The 6665-nt window shown below is 42.3% G+C and carries 12 protein-coding genes; 8 read left to right on the top strand and 4 right to left on the bottom strand.

Annotation, left to right across the window (positions count from 1 at the left end):
* On the top strand, window positions 1-1074 hold a 1074-nt coding region (locus V7K56_RS12285), incomplete at its 5' end, for a HEAT repeat domain-containing protein (protein WP_334910752.1).
* A 237-nt stretch (window positions 1075-1311) separates the two neighbouring features.
* Window positions 1312-1563, top strand: coding sequence for a hypothetical protein (locus V7K56_RS12280; RefSeq protein WP_334910750.1), 252 nt, complete (start codon window positions 1312-1314; stop codon window positions 1561-1563).
* 108 nt (window positions 1564-1671) lie between these two features.
* On the opposite strand, the gene V7K56_RS12275 is transcribed toward V7K56_RS12280, so the two are convergent.
* Genes V7K56_RS12275 through ndhC form a run of 3 tightly spaced genes read right to left on the bottom strand, consistent with a single transcriptional unit; the run spans window position 1672 to window position 3312 of the window.
* Window positions 1672-2229 (bottom strand): NAD(P)H-quinone oxidoreductase subunit J, encoded by a 558-nt coding sequence (locus V7K56_RS12275; RefSeq protein WP_334910748.1) that lies wholly within the window; start codon window positions 2227-2229, stop codon window positions 1672-1674.
* Complete coding sequence (gene ndhK, locus V7K56_RS12270) at window positions 2222-2959, bottom strand: photosynthetic/respiratory NAD(P)H-quinone oxidoreductase subunit K (protein WP_334691560.1); 738 nt, start codon at window positions 2957-2959, stop codon at window positions 2222-2224. The genes V7K56_RS12275 and ndhK overlap by 8 nt, the downstream gene beginning before the upstream one ends.
* The gene (ndhC, locus tag V7K56_RS12265; RefSeq protein ID WP_012411797.1) at window positions 2950-3312 is read right to left on the bottom strand and encodes a photosynthetic/respiratory NAD(P)H-quinone oxidoreductase subunit C; all 363 of its coding nucleotides are present in this window, start codon (window positions 3310-3312) and stop codon (window positions 2950-2952) included. Before ndhC ends, ndhK begins: the two co-directional genes overlap by 10 nt.
* Before the next feature lie 385 nt (window positions 3313-3697).
* Between ndhC and V7K56_RS12260 the strand changes: the two genes are divergently transcribed.
* The 6 genes from V7K56_RS12260 to V7K56_RS12235 all read left to right on the top strand — a co-directional run bounded on the left by V7K56_RS12260 (window position 3698) and on the right by V7K56_RS12235 (window position 6146).
* The gene (locus V7K56_RS12260; protein WP_334910746.1) at window positions 3698-4033 is read left to right on the top strand and encodes a rubredoxin; all 336 of its coding nucleotides are present in this window, start codon (window positions 3698-3700) and stop codon (window positions 4031-4033) included.
* Window positions 4034-4174: 141 nt separating this feature from the next.
* The gene (locus V7K56_RS12255; protein ID WP_334910744.1) at window positions 4175-5194 is read left to right on the top strand and encodes a photosynthesis system II assembly factor Ycf48; all 1020 of its coding nucleotides are present in this window, start codon (window positions 4175-4177) and stop codon (window positions 5192-5194) included.
* Between the two features lie 236 nt (window positions 5195-5430).
* The gene (psbE, locus tag V7K56_RS12250) at window positions 5431-5679 is read left to right on the top strand and encodes a cytochrome b559 subunit alpha (protein WP_012411800.1); all 249 of its coding nucleotides are present in this window, start codon (window positions 5431-5433) and stop codon (window positions 5677-5679) included.
* Between the two features lie 9 nt (window positions 5680-5688).
* The gene (psbF, locus tag V7K56_RS12245; RefSeq protein WP_015115279.1) at window positions 5689-5826 is read left to right on the top strand and encodes a cytochrome b559 subunit beta; all 138 of its coding nucleotides are present in this window, start codon (window positions 5689-5691) and stop codon (window positions 5824-5826) included.
* Between the two features lie 8 nt (window positions 5827-5834).
* Complete coding sequence (locus V7K56_RS12240) at window positions 5835-5957, top strand: photosystem II reaction center protein L (protein ID WP_322670285.1); 123 nt, start codon at window positions 5835-5837, stop codon at window positions 5955-5957.
* 69 nt (window positions 5958-6026) lie between these two features.
* A complete protein-coding gene (locus V7K56_RS12235; RefSeq protein WP_012411803.1) occupies window positions 6027-6146 on the top strand; it encodes a photosystem II reaction center protein J in 120 nt (39 codons plus the stop codon).
* 252 nt (window positions 6147-6398) lie between these two features.
* Here V7K56_RS12235 and V7K56_RS12230 read toward each other — a convergent pair whose 3' ends face one another.
* Entirely contained in the window at window positions 6399-6548 is a 150-nt protein-coding gene (locus V7K56_RS12230; RefSeq protein WP_334910742.1) for a photosystem I reaction center subunit VIII, read from the bottom strand.
* Between the last annotated feature and the right edge of the window lie 117 nt (window positions 6549-6665).

Below are 6665 nucleotides of genomic sequence, written 5' to 3'. Positions count from 1 at the left end.
ACTCCAAATAATCACACTGCTATCACTGCATTAGTGAAGTTAATTCGTGATTCTCAATCTGAACAAACCCATAGGCAAGCGGCATATATTTTAGGGAAAATAACTCCAAATAATCACACTGCTATCACTGCATTAGTGAAGTTAATTCGTGATTCTCAATCTGAACAAACCCATAGGCAAGCGGCATATATTTTAGGAAAAATAGCTCCAAATAATCACACTGCTATCACTGCATTAGAGGAGTTAATTCGTGATTCTCAATCTGAACAAACCCGTTGGCTAGCGGCATCAAGTTTAGGGGAAATAGCTCCAAATAATCACACTGCTATCACTGCATTAAAGGAGTTAATTCGTGATTCTCAATCTGAAGAAACCCGTGGGCATGCGGCATATATTTTAGGAAAAATAGCTCCAAATAATCACACTGCTATCACTGCATTAGAGGAGTTAATTCGTGATTCTCAATCTGAACAAACCCGTGGGCATGCGGCATCAAGTTTAGGGGAAATAGCTCCAAATAATCACACTGCTATCACTGCATTAGAGGAGTTAATTCGTGATTCTCAATCTGAACAAACCCGTTGGCTAGCGGCATTAAATTTAGGGATAATAGCTCCAAATAATCACACTGCTATCACTGCATTAGTGGAGTTAATTCGTGATTCTCAATCTGAACAAACCCGTAGGCTAGCGGTATCATTTTTAGGGAAAATAGCTCCAAATAATCACACTGCTATTACTGCATTAGTGGAGTTAATTCGTGATTCTCAATCTGAACAAACCCGTTGGCTAGCGGTATCATTTTTAGGGAAAATAGCTCCAAATAATCACACTGCTATCACTGCATTAGTGGAGTTAATTCGTGATTCTCAATCTGAACAAACCCGTAGGCTAGCGGCATCAAATTTAGGGGAAATTTTAACAGAATCTGACAAGATGACGGCAGTTGTCACAGCTTTAAAAAATTATTTATCAGATGAGGCTTATAAAGTTATCTGGGACTGCACCCAAATTATGACTTATCCAGCCTTTTATCAAGCTTGGCATAGTGACTCATTCCCACTTCAAAATTAAAAAACCCAACTTACTGATATTAATTTCATTTTTTTTATTGAGTGCTATTTAAAGCTGGATTAATGAGATTAGGTAAGGAATTGAAAAAGCGATGATACCTTCTCAAATTATCTTAGAGCGGGTGCGGTCATTTTCCAGAAGTATTCCAATCAAAAATCTGAATTTCAAACAGTATTAGGATTTTTTGCTACGTTTGTATTAGATAGTGCAATAGTTCAGCAAATTCTGAGGTGGGATATGGCACTTTTAGAGCAGTCGCCTTGGTATCAGGAAATTTTTAGCAAAGGGGAAGAACGAGGAAGAAAGGAAGAGTTATATTCAGGGATTGAATTGGCATTAGAAATTAAGTTTGGCAATCAAGGTTCAGAATTGATGCCGATAATCTCTCAAATTACGGATTTGCAGAAATTAAAAACAATTCAGCAGGCAATTAAAACTGTAAATACAGTAAATGAATTACAGCAAGTTTTGTCAACCAACTTGACATGAAACACCAAAAACATAACCCCTCTCCGCCACCGGAAAGAGGTTAATCACTGCCGAAACTCAGCACTACATTGTACAGACGCGATTCATCGCGTCTCCATTCAGCACTACTTAATAAGCATCCTGCAACTCATAAAAATCAGGCGAGATATAATCCTTCCGCAAAGGCCAACCCACCCAATCTTCCGGCATCAAAAGCCTCTTGAGATTTGGGTGTCCTTCGTAGATAATGCCGTACATATCGTAAGACTCGCGCTCTTGCCAATCTGCGGTCTTCCAAATCCAGTACACAGAAGGCACTACAGGGTTTTCCCGTGGTAAGAACACCTTAACTCGTACTTCTTCGGGGCGATCGCTATTATCACCCACTTTAATTAAGTGATACATACTCACTAATTCTTGTCCTGGGCCAAGGTCAATGCCACCTTGACACTGGAGATAATTAAACCCATAAGCATAAAGGGCTGTAGCGGTAGGAAGCAAGAAATCTGCCGCCACTTTAATTATCTCTACACCATTTTTGTCTGGTGCTAAAAACTCATGGTCAAAGCCATTTTCCGTCAACCACAGGGAAACTTTACCCGCTTGTACCAATGCCTCTTCTTTCGCTGCTGGTACTGGTTTAGACTCTTCTTCGTCTGCTGGTACTGGTTTAGATTCTTCAGCCACGAGTTTGTTCCTCCTTTTGTGCCTTTGCTGTCAGTAGTGCAGGTGGTATTGGCATACCAATCGCTTCCGTCAATTCCTTCGGTGGTACAGAGCGAGTATCTGACTGCAAATACTTACCAGTTAAGATTTCCTCTACTGGCTTCAAATTATGAGTCGTGCTGTAGTAACGGTGAGTTTGTTTAATTTTACCCCGCTCTTGCATCGATTCATTGGAGATTTTCTTCCGCAGCTTAATAATTGCGTCGATAATTGCTTCTGGACGGGGAGGACAACCAGGTAAGTATACATCCACAGGAATCAATTTATCGACTCCGCGCACTGCTGTAGGGGAATCAACGCTGAACATTCCGCCAGTAATTGTGCAAGCTCCCATTGCAATTACATACTTCGGCTCTGGCATTTGTTCGTAAAGACGCACCAATTGCGGAGCCATCTTCATCGTAATAGTCCCTGCCGTAATAATTAAATCGGCTTGGCGGGGGCTAGAACGGGGAATTAGCCCAAAACGGTCAAAGTCAAATCGGGAACCAATTAAAGCTGCAAACTCAATAAAGCAGCAAGCAGTACCAAATAACAACGGCCATAAACTAGAAAGCCGTGCCCAATCGTAGAGATCATCAACCGTCGTCAAAATGACGTTTTCTGAAAGGTCTTGAGTGATTGTAGTCCGTTCAATGGGGTTGATGATTCGTTCTTTGCCCTGGGTTGTTAAGTTAGAATTCAAGACCATTCCAAAGCTCCTTTACGCCATGCGTAAACTAAAGCGACTACAAGAATTGCAATAAAGACTAGCGCTTCAATAAAAGCTAACAGTCCCAAACGGTGGAAAGCTACCGCCCAAGGATACAAGAATACAGTCTCCACATCAAAGACGACAAAGACTAGAGCAAACATGTAGTAGCGGATGTTGAACTGAATCCAAGCTCCCCCGATTGGTTCCATCCCAGATTCATAAGTAGTGCGACGTTCTGGGGCGTAACCACTGGGTCGTAGGAGTTTAGAAGCTGAGAGCGCTAAGGCAGGTACTAGGCTACAGATGATAAAGAAGCCTAGAAGGTACTCGTAACCGCTGAGAACAAACACAATGAGTATCTACCGCTTATGGAGTATTTTAAGTAGTCACTGGAGATTGAGCACTGACAACTAGAGAATTAGGGATTTAAGAGTGGGAGGACAAAGAAATTTTCTTTTCCATGCCCAATGCCCTTCAGGAGTGCTGAGTGCTGAGTAAAGAAGTGAGATTCCCCACTCAGCACTCGGAACTCGAAACTTGGAACTGTTTTGCCCCATGCCCAATCCCTTAACTGCGTAACTTTCTTTTACATTATATCTGTTTAGTTTTTCTGAAATCTAACAGACAGACGCACTTCAGGTATTTGATTCACTTTTGCTAGTGATAGAAAAGCCTAACAATTATGTCATAATTTTTAACGTATATTTAAGATTTCTTCTCTGCGAGGCCTAAGCCATGAGCGAACCAGCTGTTGAAACTCCGGTGTTAGACCGCTACGAGTGTCGCGCCTGCGGTTATGTTTACGAACCTGAGAAGGGAGATGACAAGCATGATATTCCTTCCGGGACACTCTTTGCAGAACTACCTATGAGTTGGCGCTGTCCAGTTTGTTCTGCTAAAAAGACCGCTTTTGCCAACATCGGCCCTGCCGGTACTGTATCCGGCTTCAAAGAAAATCTCGGTTATGGTTTGGGTGTCAACAACCTAACGCCAACCCAAAAGAATATCTTAATTTTTGGTGCTTTGGCTCTTGGTTTCTTGTTTTTTATTAGTCTCTACGGCTTACAATAACAGCCCTTAAGCAATTCCAAATAACGCTCTCTACGAGAGGTTTTACACTGCGCTAACAAAATTCAAAATGAAAAACGCAGGATTTTCCAGCATCCTAGCTGCCAAATCCAACAAAAATTTAGAAATAACTAAGAAATACTGATGCATTCAATTGTGAAAGGTTGGCAACGAATATTTGCCTTGTTAATAGTAGTCATGATGTGCATAGGTTGTAGCCAAGCCCCCTCTCTTAGCTACAACCCTTGGAAAGTCATTTCTGTGCCAACAAACTCGAATTTATTGGATATTGCTTTTACTAATAACCTTGAGCATGGCTATTTAGTAGGTAGCAATGCCACCCTATTGGAAACCAATGACGGTGGTAATACCTGGAAACCAATAATACTGCAACTGGAGGAGCAAAAGTATCGCTTTGACTCAGTAAGTTTTGCAGGAAAAGAAGGCTGGATTGCCGGAGAGCCTGGACTGTTACTACACACTAGCGATGAAGGTGCTTCTTGGTCGCGTATTCCCCTGAGCGAAAAGCTACCAGGTAGCCCGATCGCAGTTAAGGCGCTAGCAGATAATACAGCTGAAATGGCTACTAATGTTGGAGCCATATATAAGACCACAGACGGCGGCAAAAACTGGAAAGCCCAGGTGGAATCAGCAGTGGGTGTGGTGCGTAACTTAGAGCGTTCTGCTGATGGTAAATATGTTGCAGTTTCGGCTAAGGGTAGTTTCTACTCAACTTGGGAACCAGGGCAAGATGCTTGGGTACCCCATAACCGCAATAGTTCTCGGCGGGTAGAAAACATGGGCTTTAGTGAAAATGGGCAATTGTGGTTGTTAGCTAGAGGAGGTCAAGTTCAGTTTAGTGACGAAACTAAACCTGACGAGTGGCAAAAGGCACAATATCCAGAATTATCCACCAGTTGGGGTTTACTGGATTTGGCATATCGCACACCCAATGAAATTTGGGTAGGTGGCGGTAGCGGTAATTTGCTACGCAGTGCCGACGGTGGCAAAACCTGGGAAAAAGACCGTGAGGTAGAAGAAGTTGCGGCTAATTTATACAAGATTGTATTCTTAGAGCCAGAGCGGGGATTTATAATTGGCGATCGCGGCGTTTTGCTCAAATATCTACCAAACCCTGAAACAACTTCTCCAGAAGCAGCTTAATGGGGAATTGGGCATGGGGAATGGGGCATGGGGCATGGGATATTGCTTATTAATTCTTGTTTTTGACTCCCTTACTTCCTCACTCCCTCTTCTCTGTGCCCAATTCCCAATGCCCAATGCCCAATTCCCAATGCCCCACACCTAATTTCTGAGAAGAACTTTGCAACTTGTAACTCTTTCTTAACTTTGTAGGATAATAAACTCAATAACACTCTATGTATAAGGTAGGGATCTAAATGTCAGGTACCACTGGAGAACGTCCGTTTTCGGACATCATTACTAGCGTTCGTTACTGGGTAATCCACAGCATCACCATCCCGGCATTATTTATTGCTGGTTGGCTATTTGTCAGCACCGGGCTGGCTTATGATGCTTTTGGTACACCCCGTCCCAACGAGTATTTCACACCAGCACGGCAGGAAGTGCCCATTGTGAAAAACCGTTTTGAAGCTAAAAAACAAGTTGAACAATTTATTGGAAAGTAGTTTGAGATCATGACTAGCGGCAACAACATCAATCAACCAGTTACCTATCCAATTTTTACCGTTAGATGGCTGGCAGTTCACACTTTAGGTGTACCAACTGTATTCTTTTTGGGCGCGATCGCCGCAATGCAATTTATTCAACGTTAGGAGCAATTATGGTAGAAAGATCTCCCAATCCCAATAATCAGCCGGTTGAACTAAACCGGACTTCTTTATACCTGGGATTACTAATGATTTTCGTTCTGGGTATTCTGTTTTCTAGTTACTTCTTTAACTAATTAGAAGTACTGTTGTTAATCTTGGTTTATGAACGTGTGTTGATTTGTTGTTAAGGGAGGAGAGAAGCTGTGTCTGGAAGTGGGAGAATTCCCCTGTGGGTCGTCGCTACGATCGCAGGTTTGGGTATAATTACAGTCTTGGGCATTTTCTTTTATGGTGCCTACGCCGGACTCGGTTCTTCGATTTAACATGAGTTAGTTTGAACCGAACACTATAAGTTAGAATTTTCTGGCATTTGTTGAGAAATCAACGTTAAAAAAACCGCCTGTCTCTATGAGATAGGCGGTATTAATTTTGGTCATTTGTCCTACCCTGCGGGTTCGCCCTTGGCGTTCTCGTTCGCGCAGCGTCTCCGTCAGGAGAAGAGTAGCCGCTGGCGCGTCTTTGTCCTTTGTCCTTTGTTTTTTGCAAATGACTAATGACTAATGACTACATCAGTATCAGTTGATATTGCTGATATCGTCGCTTTCAGTGTATAAAAACAGAAAGGCGAAGACCACACCTGGCAAAATCCAACCAATTATGGGCACAAAGAGAGCAGACAAATACGAAGTACTAGCCAAGATAGAAGGCAAAAAAGAAGTTGCCATAGTAAAGGTTCCTATGAATTCACACTACAATTCAAAATGAGCTTACTGCAAATTCTGCCAGATTTTTAAAATTCTTTCATATTTTTAACACAGGGGACTATGGAAAGATGAGGAAGA

Source organism: Nostoc sp. (genome assembly GCF_036917535.1).
In the GTDB taxonomy this organism is placed as follows: Bacteria; Cyanobacteriota; Cyanobacteriia; order Cyanobacteriales; family Nostocaceae; genus Nostoc.
The sequence above is the reverse complement of the archived record's forward strand: the minus strand, read 5'-3'. Positions and strand labels throughout refer to the sequence as shown.